14 protein-coding genes and 1 pseudogene are annotated in these 14,748 nt (G+C 69.6%); 6 read left to right on the plus strand and 9 right to left on the minus strand.

The features are described 5' to 3' along the window. Positions 1–40: 40 nt before the first annotated feature. Positions 41–913 (plus strand): RNA repair domain-containing protein, encoded by an 873-nt coding sequence (locus tag WMF33_RS29730; protein ID WP_437331791.1) that lies wholly within the window; start codon positions 41–43, stop codon positions 911–913. 9 nt (positions 914–922) lie between these two features. Here WMF33_RS29730 and WMF33_RS29735 read toward each other — a convergent pair whose 3' ends face one another. From WMF33_RS29735 to WMF33_RS29775, 9 genes are all read right to left on the minus strand, one after another. Further along, a complete protein-coding gene (locus WMF33_RS29735) occupies positions 923–1,891 on the minus strand; it encodes a hypothetical protein (protein WP_437331792.1) in 969 nt (322 codons plus the stop codon). A gap of 53 nt (positions 1,892–1,944) precedes the next feature. After that, positions 1,945–2,802 (minus strand): hypothetical protein, encoded by an 858-nt coding sequence (locus WMF33_RS29740; RefSeq protein WP_437331793.1) that lies wholly within the window; start codon positions 2,800–2,802, stop codon positions 1,945–1,947. 4 nt (positions 2,803–2,806) lie between these two features. After that, on the minus strand, positions 2,807–3,160 hold the full coding sequence (locus tag WMF33_RS29745) for a PAAR-like domain-containing protein (protein WP_061627547.1): 354 nt from the start codon (positions 3,158–3,160) through the stop codon (positions 2,807–2,809). 20 nt (positions 3,161–3,180) lie between these two features. Next, a complete protein-coding gene (locus WMF33_RS29750) occupies positions 3,181–4,440 on the minus strand; it encodes a DUF2169 family type VI secretion system accessory protein (RefSeq protein ID WP_437331794.1) in 1,260 nt (419 codons plus the stop codon). 152 nt (positions 4,441–4,592) lie between these two features. After that, positions 4,593–5,474: an alpha/beta hydrolase gene (locus WMF33_RS29755; protein ID WP_437331795.1), complete on the minus strand. Its 882-nt coding sequence runs from the start codon at positions 5,472–5,474 to the stop codon at positions 4,593–4,595. A 109-nt stretch (positions 5,475–5,583) separates the two neighbouring features. After that, on the minus strand, positions 5,584–6,180 hold the full coding sequence (locus tag WMF33_RS29760) for a TetR/AcrR family transcriptional regulator (RefSeq protein ID WP_437331796.1): 597 nt from the start codon (positions 6,178–6,180) through the stop codon (positions 5,584–5,586). A 40-nt stretch (positions 6,181–6,220) separates the two neighbouring features. After that, entirely contained in the window at positions 6,221–6,439 is a 219-nt protein-coding gene (locus WMF33_RS29765) for a ferredoxin (RefSeq protein WP_061627543.1), read from the minus strand. A gap of 40 nt (positions 6,440–6,479) precedes the next feature. Next, positions 6,480–7,694 carry a cytochrome P450 gene (locus WMF33_RS29770; RefSeq protein ID WP_437331797.1) on the minus strand — a complete coding sequence of 405 codons (1,215 nt, stop codon included), beginning with the start codon at positions 7,692–7,694 and terminating at the stop codon, positions 6,480–6,482. A gap of 346 nt (positions 7,695–8,040) precedes the next feature. Further along, on the minus strand, positions 8,041–8,232 hold the full coding sequence (locus tag WMF33_RS29775; RefSeq protein ID WP_437331798.1) for a hypothetical protein: 192 nt from the start codon (positions 8,230–8,232) through the stop codon (positions 8,041–8,043). A 309-nt stretch (positions 8,233–8,541) separates the two neighbouring features. Here WMF33_RS29775 and WMF33_RS29780 point away from each other — a divergent pair, with 309 nt between their 5' ends. The 5 genes and pseudogenes from WMF33_RS29780 (at position 8,542) to WMF33_RS29800 (ending at position 14,684) form a co-directional block, all read left to right on the plus strand. Next, the gene (locus WMF33_RS29780) at positions 8,542–10,524 is read left to right on the plus strand and encodes a hypothetical protein (protein ID WP_437331799.1); all 1,983 of its coding nucleotides are present in this window, start codon (positions 8,542–8,544) and stop codon (positions 10,522–10,524) included. 368 nt (positions 10,525–10,892) lie between these two features. Then, positions 10,893–11,723, plus strand: coding sequence for an alpha/beta fold hydrolase (locus tag WMF33_RS29785; protein ID WP_437331800.1), 831 nt, complete (start codon positions 10,893–10,895; stop codon positions 11,721–11,723). A 296-nt stretch (positions 11,724–12,019) separates the two neighbouring features. Beyond that, positions 12,020–13,045 carry an aldo/keto reductase gene (locus WMF33_RS29790; protein ID WP_437331801.1) on the plus strand — a complete coding sequence of 342 codons (1,026 nt, stop codon included), beginning with the start codon at positions 12,020–12,022 and terminating at the stop codon, positions 13,043–13,045. A gap of 137 nt (positions 13,046–13,182) precedes the next feature. Beyond that, positions 13,183–13,581: pseudogene (locus WMF33_RS29795) on the plus strand (alpha/beta fold hydrolase); the annotation flags it as partial. A gap of 197 nt (positions 13,582–13,778) precedes the next feature. Further along, positions 13,779–14,684, plus strand: coding sequence for an SDR family NAD(P)-dependent oxidoreductase (locus WMF33_RS29800; protein ID WP_437331802.1), 906 nt, complete (start codon positions 13,779–13,781; stop codon positions 14,682–14,684). The last annotated feature ends 64 nt before the right edge of the window (positions 14,685–14,748 follow it).

Below are 14,748 nucleotides of genomic sequence, written 5' to 3' on the forward strand. Positions count from 1 at the left end.
GCTCCCTGTCGCGATCGCCTCGGGCTGCTACCTTCCTGGCATGGCTCGGCAAGAGAGCTCAGGACACGAAGGCGAGGCGCGGCAGAAGCTCCGGACCAGCCGGCAGGTGTACGACCAGATCCGCTGGGACCCGCGGCTCGACCCGGCCGCGTTCGTCATCGGCTACGAGACCCGCGCGTCGGGAACCGAGGAGATCGGCCTCCCGAGCTTCGACCCGGAGGGCGACATCCCCTGGCATCGCATCCAGTACATCCGCCAGGGCGCAACCACCGTCTGGGACCGCCGCCGGCGCGTGGACCTGCTCGAAGGCCAGCGCAGCGCGCCCGCGCCGCCGCCGCGATGCGGCCTCGACGCCCGGCCCGTCCACCGCAGCGCCCTCGCGCTGATCCCGCCCCGGGAAGCGTGGGCGCCGATCGAGGCGATCCGCCAGGCGCACGACAGGCACGTGCAGCGGTGGATGCCGCACATCAACCTGCTTTACGGGTTCTTGCCGGAGGCCGCCTTCGCCGAGGCGAGGAGCGTCATCGCCGCGGCGCTGCGCGACGTCGCGCCCTTCGAGGTGACCCTCGACGACGTGCGGCGCTTCCAGCACCGCGCCGGCGCCACGGCGTGGCTCCACCCGCGCTCCAAGCCGCCCGGCGCGCTGGAGGCCCTGCAGGCCAGGCTGGAAGCCCTCTTCCCCCAGTGCAGCGAGCAGAGCACGGTCTCCGCCAGCGGCTTCATCCCGCACCTGTCCATCGCGCAGCTCCGCGCCGAGGGCGGCGAGGCGCTCGTGGCCGAATGGCGGCGCATCCTGCCGATCACCTTCCAGGCCCGCGCGATCCACCTGATCAGCCGCCGTGGCGACGAGGCGTTCGCGATCCGCCACGCCATCCCGCTCGGCGAGCCGTCTCCCGAAGAAGGAGATCGGTAAAGGCGCGCGTCAGCCCGCGCCCTTCGGCGCCTCCGGGGGGTGGACGCGGGTCCACGTCTCGCCGTCGAAGCGCGCGACGTCCGTGGGGCCGACGCACCAGAGGACGCCGCCGGCCTGCTCGATCGTGTGGATGTAGCGCAGCTCCTGCTCGAGGCCGGTGCGCACCCGCAGGGCGCGCCGGCGCTCGAGGTCGTAGCGGAAGAGACCGAAGTTCGACCCAAGATAGAGGGTCTCCTGGTACATGGCGACGGCGTGGAAGAGGTGCGGGCTCCTCTCCCGCGACACGCTCCGGAAGCCGTCGCGGTGATTGCCGACCAGCAGCGCTCCCTCGTGCCCGCACACCCAGATGCGCTGCGCGCTCTCGACGTGAACCGCGTTGAGCCCGCCGACCGCCGGCACCTCGAGGCGGCGCCACCGCGGACTGCCCAGGTAATACAGGCTCCCTTCGAGCCCGCGCGGGCCGAGCTGCTGGGCGGCCAGGTAGAGGTCGTCCTCCGCCGGCCCCTGGAGGTCGACGGGCCTCACGAGGTCCTGGAAGTCCACGCCGGGCGCCTGGAGCAGGCCCGCGTCCGCGTGCGCCCACCGGCCGGGGCCGAGCCTCCGGTACACCTGCCCCGCGCTCCCGCAGGCGAACAGGCGGTCGCCGACGCGGCGCAGCGCCGTGAGGAAGCCGTATCCCTTCGACGTCGGCCGGCGGAGCCCGGCCTCCGGGATCTGCTCGAGCACCGCGCCCCGCGCAGACCGGAGCTCGACCTCGCCGTCCAGCGAGAGCGCGCACAGCGCGAGATCTTCCCCGGGGGCGGCCTGCTTCTCCAGCCCGACCGTGAAGAAGCCGACGTCGTGCGCCGTCCACGGCGGGGCGCCGGCCTCGTCGTACAGGAAGAGCCTCGTATGCGGGGCATAATCCCCCGGCGCGGCGAACGTCGCCGAGAGATAGACGCTGGAGGCGCTCAGGGCGAGCGCGCCCGTGATCGTCATCGGGGTGTCGCTGGAATCGTCCGGTGTCGCTCGGGGATCCGCGCCGATCGGGGTCATCTGATCTTCACTCGCTGGGTGGTGTCGATCCCTTGGAATGCCCTGTCGACCTCGCGGATGATCTGCGCAGTGCACTCCGGCTTGTACGCGACCGTGACGCGCAGCGACGATCCGATCACCTCGGAGAGCGGGAGGGTGCCGTCGGTCGACTCGCCGGCGGCGACCTTGTTGTTAAGGATTCTGTTCAGGTCCGCGTGAATGGCGTTGTGCAGCGTGCCCTTGACGAAGGCGTTTCCGGGGATGCAGATGGCGGCGCCGTCGTCCTCGGAGAGGATCCGGTACGCGGAGCCGTTGCGCGTGCCCGAGCGCACGAACTCGTCGGGGACGATGTGGTGCGACTGGGAGCCCTCGCCCGGCAGCAGCTTGCAGATCCTCTTGAGATCGCCGTGCCGCCCCACGATGCACGGCGGGCGCCTGACCTGGACATTGCTGTCGAGCCTCGGGGCCGCGCGGAGGTCGAGGCCCATGTCCAGGCCGAGGAAGGGCGTGCGCATCGGCCGGTGAGCCGGATCGGTGAGCGCGTCCTGGGTGAGGGCATGCGTCCGCGAGATGCCGATCAGGCCGATTCCGCCGGCGAGCGCCCCCCACACCCCCGCGCCGGCGGCCGCTCCGCCGGCCGCCGGGCCGAGGGTGGACAAGGCGCCCGGCGCCGCCTTCGTGGCGGCCTCCGCCGCCGCTCTCCTGGCGGCCTCCGCCGCGAGCTGCCTGGCGAGCTCCTCGTCGAGCAGCGCCACCTGCGTCCTCTCTTGCTGGGTCGTGTAGACGCGCCCGAGCGCGTTGGCGGGCGGGTTGCCGTCGCCGGGCGTCTCGCCTCGAACCGAGGTGTCGATCTGCGCGCTGGGAGGGAGGGCCACGGCGTCAGGCCTTCACGTTCATCCAGCAGCGATCGCCCCTGCGCACGACGCGCCGGCCGTCGGCGCGGACGTTCTTCGACGCCTCGTGCGCCCACACCTTGCCGAGGTTCACGCCCGACTTCACGCCGCCCCCGGTGCCGGGCTCGTCGCCCCGGACGGTCGGCGCCAGGCTGTGATCGTAAACGTAGGTGGGCTTGCCGTTGAGATTCACGCCCTCGATGCACTTCATGCTGCCGTCGAAGCTGGCGTAAAGCATGTACGGGACCGGCACCATCGCGCCGCCCACCGGCGTCAAGCACACGTCCGGGGCGACGGTCACCGCGTAGAAGCTGCTGTCCTTTCGAGCGCCGATAGGCATGTTCTCTCTCCGTGCCCCGATTAAGCCGCACCCGCCTGCTGCATGTACCCGAGCGAGAGGAGGGTCACGCCCTCGACCTCGAGCGACGCCGGGATGCGCGCGCGCCACACGAGCGACAGGCGCATCTGCTCGAGGTCGACGATGGCCGTGTCGATGGGCACGGCGGCGAAGCTCACCGCGTCGCCCTTGCCGGCGAGCCGGACGACCACGGCGGCCTCCGGCACGTGGAAGCGGCAGGCCGTGCCTGCGGCCTCGGGCGCCGCGCCCGGCGCGCTCGGCGGCAGCAGGTTCCACAGCTCGGCGAGCTCGCCGCCGAGCAGGTAATCGCATTGCATGTCGGGGTGCGCGCCGTTCCAGTAAGCCATGTCGAAATCGGGCGGCATGTACGGCCAGCGCTCGGCGAGCCAGCGATCGTCGAAGGTGCCTGCCAGCTTCAGCCGCGGCTGCCACGGCTTGGCGATGACGCCGAATCCGCGCGGCGACAGCTCCGGCGCCTCGCCGGCGCGCACCTCGCCCGCCACCATCCGCGCGAAGATCTCCGCCGTGATCCCGGCGCCGGGCGCCTCGATCCGCGGGGCCGGCCAGCGCTTCACCTCGGCCGCGTCGGCGTACCAGCCCTCGAGGAAGCCGACGCCGAACGGATTGTGCGCGCAGGTCGCGTGCGCCACCGGGGCCGCGTCCGCCTCCGGGTGCGCCCGGCGCGCCGCCTCGCTCAGCCGGTGCGCGCCGTCGAGCCGCCTCGCGGCCTCATCCTCGGCGTACACCTTGAGCTGGCCGCCGAAGGCGTGCTCGTAGCGCAGCGGCAGCGCCACGAAGGGCTCCGGATCCGTCAGCGCCCATTCATCGTCCTTGCGCTCGAACGCCCGCGCCCCGTGGACGGCCAGGCGGTGATCCAGCAGCGTGCCGGCCTCCGCGAGGTCGGGGATCGCGGCCAGGCGCCGGATGCGGACGCGCACGTCCACGCGCGCCGCCGCCTCGCCGGCCGGCGCGTGCGCGGCGCCGATCACGATGACGTCGCACCTCGGCTTGCTCTGCGCGAGATCGCTCTCGACTTTGACGCTGCTGCGGTTGATCTCGCCGTGATAGACGTCCGAGACCACGAGCTCGCCATCGGCGATGGCGGCAACGTGGGTGATCCGCGCGCCGTCGCTCTCGCCCGCGCCCGGCGCGGCGCGCAGCTCGTAGCTGCCCCGCGCGACGACGACATGCGATTCGTCGCCCCGAGCATCGACGATGTCGTACTCCAGCACGGGAAACGGAGTGCGGTTCTCGAGCTCCATCGGGGCGGCGGCAGGATACCCGACCGCTTCGGCGCGGAGCAAGGCCGCTCGGGGGCGGCGCGCGCGGCATTTTCGGTGTCGCGTATCGCGTCGCGCGGCGCCTCAGGCGAGCCACCGCGGCGCCGGTCGCAATGCCGCAATGCCGGGGCCCCTCAGGCGACCCACCGCAGCTCTCGATGAAATAGCTCGCCCTCGAGCGAATCCATGCTCAGGCCCGTGTCCTCCGCCGCCTCGGCGCCCGCGATGAAGCTCGCCACCTCCCGGACGACGTGGCTGTCGCGGAGCACGCGCCGGTGGCCCAGCCCCTGCGTCTCGTGGAGGCGCGCGCCCGGCCACGCGCCGGCCAGCGCGAGCCCTTCCTCGAACAGCACCTCCTGGTCCTGCCGATCGTGCACCACGAGCAGCTCCCCGCGCATCCGAGGCGCCAGCAAGCGCCCGTCGAGCTCGCGCAGCGCGATGCCCGTCCGCGCCTCGATGCGCTCTTTCAGGCGGCGCTCGACGCGCGGATCCAGCCCGAAGAACGATACGAACGCCCCGATGAAGCGGTGCGGGTTGAGCGGCGGCGCGACGAACGCATAGCGCTTCGCGCGCACGCCGCCCCGCTGCGCCAGGACCGCCGCCACGCCCCCGAGCGAGTGCGCCACGATCCCTTCGATGGGGCCGGCCGCGCGCGCGACGTGCGCGAGCGCGTCGGCGAGGTCGACAACCGTGGCGTCGGGCTTCGGGTGGTCGCCGTGACCGGGCGCGTCGAACGCCACGACCCGGAGCCCCGCCGCGACCAGCCGCGGGACGAAGGCCGACAGCTGGCTCCCGCGCCCCTCCCACCCGTGCACCAGCAGCACCGCAGGATCGCCGGACCGCGGCCGAGACGGGTTGAACGTCCACACCGGGATATCGCCCGCGCCGCTCGCCACGCGCGACGGCGCCGCCCCGGCGAGCGCTTCACGCTCCCACGCCGGCCGCGCGTGGCGCCGGGGCGTCCTGTAGATCCGCTCGGCCCACTGCGCCGCCGCCTCCGGGGACAAGGCCCCCACCGCGCGCAGGCCGGCGCGCACCGCGAAGAGGCGCAGATCAAACGATCGAACGTTCGTACTATTTTTTGGTCCGAGAGTCGCCTTGCTCATGGTACCTCCGGTTGTCTCGTCAGCGCGTCGCCGCCGCGTCGCCGACCAGCCGCTCGAACGCGGCGCGGGCGCGCTTCTCTGCTTTGGGGTCGCGCAGCAGCCTGCCCAGGATGTGAAAGCCGTACGCGATCGAGAACACCTCGAACGCGAGCTGATGCACGTCGAGGTCCTTCCGGAAGTGCCCCTCCTCGACGGCGATGCGCGCGGCGTGCGCGAGGGTCTCGATCCAGTCCTTCTGAGAGGCGACGAGCCTGTCGCGGGCCGGCCCGGGTTTGTCGTCGAGCTCGACGCTCGCGTGCAGGAACACGCAGCCGCCGGGCATGCACGGCTGCTCGGTCCAGCGCAGCCAGCGCTCGAAGAGCGCCCGGACACGCGGGAGCCCGCGCGGCTCGCGGAGGGCGGGGCTCACGACCACGTCCACGAAGCGGCTCGTCGCCTCGTCGAGCACGGCGACCTGCATGTCCTCCTTGGAGCCGAAATGCGCGAACAGGCCGCTCTTCGACATGCCCACCCGCTCGGCGAGCAGCCCGATGCTCAGGCCGTCGAGGCCGACCTCGCTGGCGAGCGACAGCGCCTCCGCCAGGATCGCCCTGCGGGTGTCCTCTCCCTTGGTCACGAGGCTACGATAGCACGACCGTTCGTTTTGTCGAGCGTCGTCATCGTGCGCCCTCGCTCAGCCGGAGGGCGGCGCCGGGGCACACGGCGACCGCTTCCCGGACGGCCGCGTGCTGCTCCTCCGGCGGCTCGGCGTCGCGCACGATCACGATCCCGTCCTCCCGCTGATCGAAGACCGCGGGCGCGACCATCACGCATTGGCCCGCGCCGCAGCACTTTTCGACGTCCGCGATCACCCTGAGCTTCGAACCGGTTTCCATGGGTCTCTCCGCTCCCGTCTCACGTCGCGGCCGGCCATCGTCACCAGCGGACCAGGAGCCTCTCGATCCCGCCGACGAGCAGGCCCTCGCGGCGCGGCAGGTCCTGGGGCGCCACCGCGAGATCGAGCGAGGGCAAGCGGCGCAGGAGCACGCCCAGCACGGTCTGCAGCTCGGTCCGCGCGAGCGCCTGGCCCACGCACGAGTGGCCGCCCGCGCCGAACGCGAGGTGCGGGTTCGGCGCGCGGCTCAGCACCATGTCGTCGGCCCGCTCGAACGCCTTCTCGTCCCGGTTCGCCGCGGCCATGTTGCAGATGATCGTCGTGCCGCGCGGCACCTTCGTGCCCGACAGCTCGATGTCCTCGGTGATGAAGCGCGGCAGCCCGAAGCCCGCGTTGGCGTCGAAGCGGAGCGCCTCCTCCACCGCGGTGCGGACGAGGGAGGGCTCGGCCAGGAGCCGCTCCCAGCGCTTCCGGTCCGAGAGCAGCATGGCGACCATCTTGGCGATCATGTTCGAGGTGGTCTCGTGCCCGGCCACCAGGACGCCCTGCGCCGTGAGCATGAGGACCTTTTCGCTGATCTGCTCTCCCTGGTCGGCGGCCCTGATCAGATCGCTGAGCAGGTCGTCCCCGGGCTGCGCGCGCTTCTTCGCGATATGGCCCATCAGGTACTCGGTGAACTCCGCCTGGGCCTCGTCGACCTCCGCCTGCGTGAACTGCGTCAGGGTGAGCATGGCATTCGACCAGATGGCGAGCTTGTCGCGCTCATCCACGGAGATGCCGAGGATCTCGGCGATCACCCAGACCGGCAAGGGGAAGGCGAGCCCGCTCACGAGGTCGGCGGGCGGGCCCTTCGCGACCATCGTGTCGATGAGCTGATTCGCCATCGCCTCGATGCTCTGCTGCATCGCGGAGATGCGCTTGACGGTGAACCAGCGGCTGATGAAGCGCCGCCATTTCTCGTGCTGCTCGCCGGCCGAGATCTCGGCCGCGGCCTCGCTCTCGAAGGCGCTGCCCCCCTCGTTGGCCGTGATCCTCGCCGCGCCCTCCTGGCTCAGGTTGCGGGTGAACCGCGGATCCGAGAGCACATGGCGCACGTCGTCATACCGCGTGACCAGCACCGCCTCGTCCCCGCTCGGCAGCCGGACATGGGCGACCGGACACCCCTTCCGGAGCTTCGCCCACTCCTCCGGAGGCTCCACGGCGTTCGGGGCGCGGAACGGATACTCCAGGACCTGATCGCTGCTGTCAGTGCTCATCGAGACCTCCCGCCACGGGTCTAAGGCGCGCGACTTATGAAGTCAACTGACTTAAACCTGATTCCACGGTCAGGAACCGCGGATGGCCGGGCGGGGCATCCCCCGATAATGTTGCTTAAACCGCATAATTCCAGATTTGCTGATGCCCGGCTGAGGGGATAGCGAAGGGGTGGGAGCCGATCAGGTCACGTACCGGACCCAGCACGACTGCAGCCCACGCACCGTCGACGAGACGCTCCACTCGGGCGCTCTCCCCGCCCACTCAGCCCCCCATCCCTGTCAACCGTGGGTTGCACCGGTTGACGGCAGCGGTTGCATCGGCGGCGCGCCGCCTCCCGGTGCTACATCAGGACAGGAACCCCAGCCACAGATTCCAGCGGCCGCCCTCGGACCGGCATTCGTAGTCGTCCGCGCCGCCCGGGTTGTTGGGCCACATGTACAGCTGAGCGGCGGTCTCGCACTCGGCCTGCCTGTTGTACGTGCTGTGCAGGTACCAGAAGTCCGCGGCCGCGACGACGACCTCGCCACCGGTGTCCACACGGGCTGACGCCGCTCCCGTCATGCCCGTCGCCAGGCCCAGACCGACCGCCATCGCGACACCTACCGAAAGCAAGCGCTTCGCTCTGCTCAATGGAGCCTCCCTTGGGTTGGAGCCGGCCGGAACCACAGCAACACGTATACCAGCCGATGCCGCGAGCTGCCTCCGTACCGCAGGCTCTACTGGGATCGCCCGCGCGCGGTGGTTGCGCGCCGAAGCGCCCCGGAGGCATCCGGAAAGTAGCGACGCGAACTAGATGAACGATGGCGACCGCGGGCGCACCGAAGCCTCCTGAAATACGGAGGATCCATGCAAAGTTACCGCCGACACGTTGCCGCCGCGATTGCCGTTGTCCTGTCCCTCTCGGCCGAGGCCGCTGAAGCCGCCGTCACGGTCGAGATCGTCGAGCCGAGCAACAAGTTCATCGAGAGCGAGACGATCCCGGTGCGCGTCGCGGCGTCGTCGTCGCCCGACGACCTCTACTACGTGGAAGCGGAGTTCGAAGGGCTCATCATCGAGCTCACGCCGACGGAGGACGGCTACTTCGAGGGGTCGTTCGACCTCGGCGAGCTCGGGGGCGAGCTTCCGTATGGCCCCCACGTCGTGACGGTCGACGCGTTCAGCGCGTTCGGCGACTGGGCGAGCGCGCAGCGCACCCTGCACCGGTACTCGGCGCCTCCGACCCTCGCATGGAACGCGCTACCGAACGACACCCTCACGGCGGGCTGGCGCTTCGACGCGAAGTGCATCCCGACGCCGCCGTACGAGTGCCAGTACCTCTCCGCATCCTTCGCGAGCGCCGACGGGAGCGTCGAGCTCTACAACGACGCGCCATCGTCTGTGCCGGGGCGGCTGTACGTCAAGGAGTGGCAATCCGGCGATGACTACCAGATCCCGTCGGGCAGGGCGTACACGCTCACGGTCGAGGCCAGCGACGGCGTGGGGCCGGTCGTCTCGAGGACGATCGGCCCGATCTACGTCGACCGGAGCCCGCGGCTCACCGTCGTCCAGCGCGCTCCCGGCGCCATCATCGACTTCGATGTGACGCGGCTCCTCGTCCTGGATCACCGCGGGCGCATCGCGATCGTCGATCGCAACACACAGGCCGTGACGTGGCTCGGGGTGATACCGCAAGAGGATGCCCCGCTCAGCGCGGTCTATGGAGCGCTCACGCCGACCGGGGCCGTGTACCAGACGACGAACGGCTACATCCTTTCCTGGGTTGGTGGCAACCGTTACACCGTAGCGCGCGCGGCGCGGCTCGACGCGGTGAACGGCGACACGGTGGTGTTCACCACGACCAACGACGACTGGGCCTTCGCGCACTCGCTGGGCACGGGGCTCGCCAACAGGCTTCTCTGGTCCAGCCCGGGCAGCCGATCGCCTTTCCAGGCCGACATCGCGGCTCCCGGGGACGTCTATTTCGGGACCCACGAGAGCGGCTCGATCGTGGGGCCCTCGGGGTCGCTCCCCGTGCATCACGAGGGCAACCTGCAGCGGCCGATCACCTATGGGACGTATATCGCCGCCCAGTGGTGGGATGGGCGCAGGAGCTCGAGTTACCTGTACAACCTGTACACGGAGTCTGGAGAAAACGAGGTGTTCCTGGGCGAGTCGATCACCAGCAGCTCGGTCGGGCTGCTGCTGCACGCGGGCTACACGGGCTTCCTGAAGACCGACGGCGCGGTCAACCAGATATGGCTGCGGATGACGGACGGCCGGCAGCAACAGATCAGCAATTTCACGACGTCGAGCCAGTTCGATCAAGCGAAGCTCCGGGTCGGCCACGACGGCCTCAGCAACGTCGGCGACGTCCTCTTCCTGAACGACGGCAATCGCTACATCGGCCGGCCAGGGGCAGCGCCCGAGCGCATCAGCACGGACCTCGGGCACGGGCGCTGGCATGGCGGGACCTGTTACGTGACCATCGGCAACACGCTGTTTCAGGTCGCGAGCACGGGCGGCTCCCCCGCGCGCCTCGCGGCGACCGCGGCGTTCGCGCCGGAGGACGGCGGCGCGCGCGAGGTGCTGTCCACCTCGTTCACCGGCGATGAGCTGCTCGGCGCGCCGGTGGCCGTCCGCGATCTCCACGAGCCCGACGCGCTGCCGGTGTCGTCCGACGGCTCCGAGCTGATCGGCGATGGCGACGCGGACACGGGCGGGGACCTCGCGCCGGCCGCGGCGGGGTGCAGCGCCTCTGGCCCGGCGGGCTCTCCGAGCGGCGCCACCGCGCTCGCCGCGGCGCTCGCGGGCCTCCTCGCGCTCGCGCGGCGGAGCCGCCCGCGCTCGTAGCGCCCCCCCGCGACGCACCTGAGCTGACCAGAGAGGCAGACGCCTACCACCGTTACGGCGGCATCTTCATCGACGAATGAGCGGCGCGCGCGCCGGGCCGCCTGGCCCTGACGGGCCGCGCGACGCGGGACGCGACGATCACCGACAGCGTGCCGGCAAGCACGAGGCCTGTGCCGGGAGGCAAGCGCGGCGGCGTGCGCAGGCGACGACCCTCTCGCCGCGATGCTGCCTGGCGACGCCATGGCGGAACTGCGGACGCCACGGGGAGAGGTGGGAAAACGAGTGGCGAAGCGGCTCATGCATGCTGCCGGGTCCTTCCCTCCACAACCCCCTCCGCAGCCTGGCCGGAGGCGTCGTTTGCGCTCACCATGGCCGACATGGCCGACCTCTTGTTTACCCCGTCGGGCGTCCGGCTGCGTCGTCACTCGAGCCGCCCGGGAGACCTCAACTGGCTGTTCCTGCCGGGAGGACCCGGCATCGGCTCGGAAAGCCTGGAAGGGCTCGCCGACATCCTGGATGTGCCGGGGGCCACCTGGCTCGTCGATCTGCCTGGAGACGGCTCGAACCGCGACCCTCCTGGGCGCCTCGCGACTCCCTTTGATGCCTGGCCCCAGGTCGTCGCCGAGGCTGCCAGGGCGCTCCCGAACGTCGTGTTCGCCGGACATTCGACCGGCGGCATGTATCTGCTTTCGACGCCCGACCTGGAGCCGCACCTCGAGGCCCTGGCGCTTCTGGACACCGCGCCGGACGCCCTCTGGCATCCTCGCTTCGTGGAGATGACCCAGGCGAATCCGTTGCCCGACGTCGAGGCGGCGACTGCGATCTATGAAGCGGATCCGCGTGACGAGAACATCGCCGCGATTGCGGGGGCGTCCGCGGAATGGAACTTCACCCCGGCCGGGCTTTCGGCGGGACGCGAGCTCCTCGCGAGGATGCCCTACAACAGCGCGGCGGTCGCGTGGTCGGAGGCGAACTTCGACCACGTCTACCGGGCCTCGTGGTGGCCGACTCGAATGCCGGTCCTTCGATTGGCCGGCTCGGACGATCGGATCGTCTGGCAAGGCGGTTGGGGCGACCCGAGGTTCCAGACGCCCAACGTAATCGAGCGCGTTATCGAGGGCGCTGGGCACTTCCCCTGGATCGAGAATCCCCAGGCTGTGCGAGCGGCCTTCGCCGAACTGGCGCTCCGCATCGCCTGAGCCTCCTCCGCGTCCGATGCCGGTGAAGACCACGCCGGACGTCGGTGAAGTTTACCGGTGAAATCCGCGTCCGATGCCGGTGAAGTTCACCGCTGAAGAGGCAGCTCAGCGCTTCTTGGCGCGGCGCTGCTTGGTGCGGGGGAGCGCCGGCGGCGCTTCGGCACCCGTCACGGTAAACGCTCGAGCGCGCTCGAAGTCAAGGGGCGCACCTGGCCACGTTTTGTTTTGCCGGCCAGCCCTTGACCTCGAGCGCGCTCGAAGACCTACCCCTCCGGACACACAAGGGAGAAAGCACGATGCGATACAAGCTCCTCGGGAAGACTGGCCTCTACGTGTCCGAGCTCTGCCTCGGCGCCATGACGTTCGGCGGGAAGGGCTTCTACGAAGTGATCGGCGCGCTCGGCACGAGCGAGGTCGAGGCCATCGTCGGCAGGTCGCTCGACAGCGGCGTCAATTTCATCGACACGGCGGACGTCTACTCCGAAGGCGAGTCGGAGAAGCTCGTCGGCGCGGCGCTCAAGGCGCTCGGCCGGCCGCGCGAGCAGGTCGTCGTGGCCACCAAGGTGCGCGGACGCGTTGGCCCGGGCGTGAACCAGGTGGGCCTGTCGCGGGCGCACATCCTCGCGAGCATCGACGGGAGCCTCCGGCGGCTCGGGCTCGATCACGTCGACCTCTATCAGATCCACGGCGTCGATCCCGTGACACCCATCGAGGAGACGGTGCGCGCCCTCGACGACGTGGTGCGCTCGGGCAAGGCCCGTTACGTCGGCTTCAGCAACCTGCCCGCGTGGCTGGCCATGAAGGCGATCGGCTTCGCGCAGGCGAACGGCCTCGCGCGGTTCGAGAGCGCGCAGGTCTACTACTCGCTCGCGGGGCGCGACATCGAGCGCGAGATCGTGCCCCTGGCGCAGTCGGAGGGCATCGCGATCCTCCCCTGGAGCCCGCTCGCGGGCGGCATGCTGTCGGGCAAGTACGATCCGGAGAAGCCGGGCGGCCCCGAGGGCGCGCGGCGCTCGAGCTTCGACTTCCCGCCCGTCGACCGCGCCCGCCTGCCGCGCGTGCTCGGCGCGCTGCGGGAGGTCTCTGGCGCCACGGGCTTCCCGGTCGCGCGCGTCGCGCTCGCGTGGCACTTGACTCGCCCCTTCGTCACCAGCGTCATCATCGGCGCGAAGACGCGGGAGCAGCTCGCCGACAACCTCGCCGCCGCGGAGGTCACGCTCTCGCCCGAGCACATCCAGCAGCTCGACGAGGCGAGCGCGCTCACGCCCGAATACCCTGGCTGGATAGTGGCGTGGCAGAACCAGTATCTGACGCAGAGGTAGCGGCCCTCATCCCCACAGGCCTCAGGTCCTCGAGCGCGCCCAGGAAGCCGGCGCGGCGAGCATTACCGCCGCGCGCTCGCGGACGAAGAGCGGGCAAAGAACCAGGCCGCGCTGTCGCCGGCGCTGAACGCCGAAACCCCACGCCGGAGAACCGCGACGGCCTGCGCGGCTTGCTCACGCTCGAAGGCACGCGCTGGCAGTACGAGCACGGCGTGGCCGACACCAGCCTGGTGGCACCGGAGGCGTACATGCTCGACTACCTGCTGTTGAAGCGGCCGGGCAACGCCGAGCTCCAGCTGGACCTGTTCCTCGACTACGCGAACAACGTGGCGCTGTATCCGAAGTTCCAGGCGTTCTTCCGCGAGCGGGCGCTGCCGACGCTGGCGATCTGGGGCAAGAACGACCCGTTCTTCATCCCGCCCGGCGCCGAGGCCTACCGCCGCGACAACCCCGGTGCCGTGGTGGAGCTCGTGGACAGCGGCCACTTCGCGCTGGAGACACATGCCCCCCACATCGCGCGGCGCATCGCCGAACTCGCTCCTGCGGACGCGACGAGGTGCTCAAGCACAAGCGGAACGACGCGTCTCCTTCGCGTTGACACGCTCCGCGTTCCGTGCTCTCGAATACGGACGGATCGTCTTCGCGCTATCGTCGCCCGGGCTCGGCGCTCCGCACGACAGGGATCGTATAGACCCTCAAACAGTATAGCAGCACAAGGAACGCAAGGAGTCTCATGTCTTCTATTCGAACACAGTTTCTCGATATCAAGGCGCATCACTCGCTATACCCTGCCATCGATCCCAAGACTACATTGAGCGGCAGCGCATCGGGCAAAGTCATTTTTATCACCGGTGCATCGCAGGGTATTGGTCAGGCTACCGCGGTGGCTTTCGCTCACGCGGGCGCCAAAGCGATCTATATCACCGCGAGGTCAGAAAAGGGGCTCGAGGCAACAAAAAGACGAGTGAGCGAGGCGAATCCAGAGACGCAATGTGAGTATTCGTCCTGCGACGTAACAGATGAGGAGCAGGTCAAGGCGTCCATCACGGATTGCGTGGCCAAATTTGGCGGCATCGATGCGGTCGATTCGAATGCCGGTCATCTCGATCAGTGGAAGAAGATTGGCGAGTCTGACATAGCCAGCTGGTGGAAGACATGGGAAGTCAACCTAAAAGGCACATATCACGTGATTCGATTTGCCATCCCCTATCTCATCCAGTCGGCCAGGAAGCATTTTGCCGCAGGATCGACAGGTGGCCATCTGATCCTCGTCTCCTCCATCGGCGCTCAACTGGTAACGCCTGCGGCGTCGGACTATCAGACATCCAAGCACGCGATCAACCGTCTTTGCGAGTTCGTCGACGTTGATCATGGCGAGGAGGGCATCAAATGCTTTGCCATCCATCCAGGAGGTGTTTCCACCGCGCTCGCAAAGAACATGCCCGAGGAAATCCACGCCGGCCTTATCGACGAACCTGATTTGTCAGCCGGGTTCGTTGTTTGGCTTTGCTCCGGCAAGGCTGATTGGGCCAAGGGCCGATACTTGAGCTGCAACTGGGACGTCGATGAGTTGACGCAAATCAAAGACCAAATCATTCAGGACGATTTGCTGGTTAATCGTTTGCGCACAAAAGCTTGAGGGCGAGTGCAAATTGCGGGTGCTGGCGCGCGATATCGGCAACCCGCCGCCAGGGACGTGCAGG

Source organism: Sorangium sp. So ce394 (genome assembly GCF_051474665.1).
Lineage (GTDB): Bacteria > Myxococcota_A > Polyangia > Polyangiales > Polyangiaceae > Sorangium > Sorangium cellulosum_D.

Coding starts and splice junctions, on each gene's coding strand:
- WMF33_RS29730 (WP_437331791.1), top strand. CDS start 41: ATGGCTCGGCAAGAGAGCTCAGGACACGAAGGCGAGGCGCGGCAGAAG.
- WMF33_RS29735 (WP_437331792.1), bottom strand. CDS start 1,891: ATGACGATCACGGGCGCGCTCGCCCTGAGCGCCTCCAGCGTCTATCTC.
- WMF33_RS29745 (WP_061627547.1), bottom strand. CDS start 3,160: ATGCCTATCGGCGCTCGAAAGGACAGCAGCTTCTACGCGGTGACCGTC.
- WMF33_RS29750 (WP_437331794.1), bottom strand. CDS start 4,440: ATGGAGCTCGAGAACCGCACTCCGTTTCCCGTGCTGGAGTACGACATC.
- WMF33_RS29765 (WP_061627543.1), bottom strand. CDS start 6,439: ATGGAAACCGGTTCGAAGCTCAGGGTGATCGCGGACGTCGAAAAGTGC.
- WMF33_RS29770 (WP_437331797.1), bottom strand. CDS start 7,694: ATGAGCACTGACAGCAGCGATCAGGTCCTGGAGTATCCGTTCCGCGCC.
- WMF33_RS29780 (WP_437331799.1), top strand. CDS start 8,542: ATGCAAAGTTACCGCCGACACGTTGCCGCCGCGATTGCCGTTGTCCTG.
- WMF33_RS29785 (WP_437331800.1), top strand. CDS start 10,893: ATGGCCGACATGGCCGACCTCTTGTTTACCCCGTCGGGCGTCCGGCTG.
- WMF33_RS29790 (WP_437331801.1), top strand. CDS start 12,020: ATGCGATACAAGCTCCTCGGGAAGACTGGCCTCTACGTGTCCGAGCTC.
- WMF33_RS29800 (WP_437331802.1), top strand. CDS start 13,779: ATGTCTTCTATTCGAACACAGTTTCTCGATATCAAGGCGCATCACTCG.